This is a genomic window from Pseudoalteromonas sp. TB64, from assembly GCF_000498095.1.
In the GTDB taxonomy this organism is placed as follows: Bacteria; Pseudomonadota; Gammaproteobacteria; order Enterobacterales; family Alteromonadaceae; genus Pseudoalteromonas.
The window spans coordinates 1-1,010 of the sequence record NZ_AUTQ01000110.1; the positions used below are offsets into that span (position 1 = coordinate 1).

The 1,010-nt window shown below is 37.4% G+C and carries 1 protein-coding gene and 1 pseudogene; one reads left to right on the forward strand and one right to left on the reverse strand.

Going from position 1 to position 1,010, the window contains the following annotated elements:
* Positions 1–115 (reverse strand): annotated as a pseudogene (locus L647_RS1000000125800) (IS110 family transposase); the annotation flags it as partial.
* 266 nt (positions 116–381) lie between these two features.
* Between L647_RS1000000125800 and L647_RS0108140 the strand changes: the two are divergent.
* Positions 382–789 (forward strand): hypothetical protein, encoded by a 408-nt coding sequence (locus L647_RS0108140; RefSeq protein ID WP_024610713.1) that lies wholly within the window; start codon positions 382–384, stop codon positions 787–789.
* Positions 790–1,010 lie beyond the last annotated feature (221 nt).

Consider the following 1,010-nt stretch of genomic DNA (forward strand, 5'->3'; position numbering starts at 1 on the left):
CGTCATTGTTTTCTACGGTGAAATATATATCTAACGGTCGGATGTAAATATCGAGTTGAGTTTTACCTGTATCGACACCGACGTTAATTTCATTTTGATTATTGAGTGTATTCATAATAAGCTGACTCTGCCTTGCGATTCGGGCTCGAGGCCCCGTTGACTATCCGAGTTTAATGCTTGGAGTTTATACAGCGTTCTTTCTTGTTACCGGTCTCTCAATAGAGGAGCCTTCAATCAATCGAACTACTGTATAAAAGGCTTTGGTTGCAGCCAAAGCTTGGGCCTCACATTACCCGAACTTGGTTAAAGTATTAATTAATTTATGGGTTTATTATCCATACAAGGCGCTCAAGAGGGGCGTTATAAGTCCCCGAGGTTCACGTGACATTTGATGATGTAATCGAAAAGTTGAAAGATGCAGACTTTGCAGAGGCTGAAGATATATCTAAAGGTTTGAGTTCAGGGGCATATCAATTAACAATTCGTGATAGTGACGCTATAAAGTGCAGATGCTTCTTGCTACCTATCAGAAGCAAAATTTCAGTATTAGAGCGACAATTCATACAAAGCAAGTTTATCCTTAAAAAAATAATGCAATCAAAGCAATTAGTTGATGCTTGGAAAGGTAAGGGAGAGGCTGATTGTAAAATATTCAGAGTTGAATTGAATAAAGAGCAATACTATATGGTTTTTTATGACTCTATATCAAACCATATATTTGGTGCATTAATTGAAGTTAATAAACCCTTTGAAGACAAACATTGCAAGCGTATAGCTACGGACTTATAATAATTTCCGCTTATTGCGGCGTTGAGGCTGTAGAATTACTCTTTTTAGGAACGTATCCAACTATTCTTGATTGGTTGCTTTTTAACCTTGAATCCATCTGTTCGCTGTGATCTAATAGATATTATTCACCCACGGTAAACTGTTATGGCTAACTACAAGCCTGACTTATCCTGTCAAAATAAATTCATTCCTATCAATTTCGCTGAGCAAATTCTGCCTGG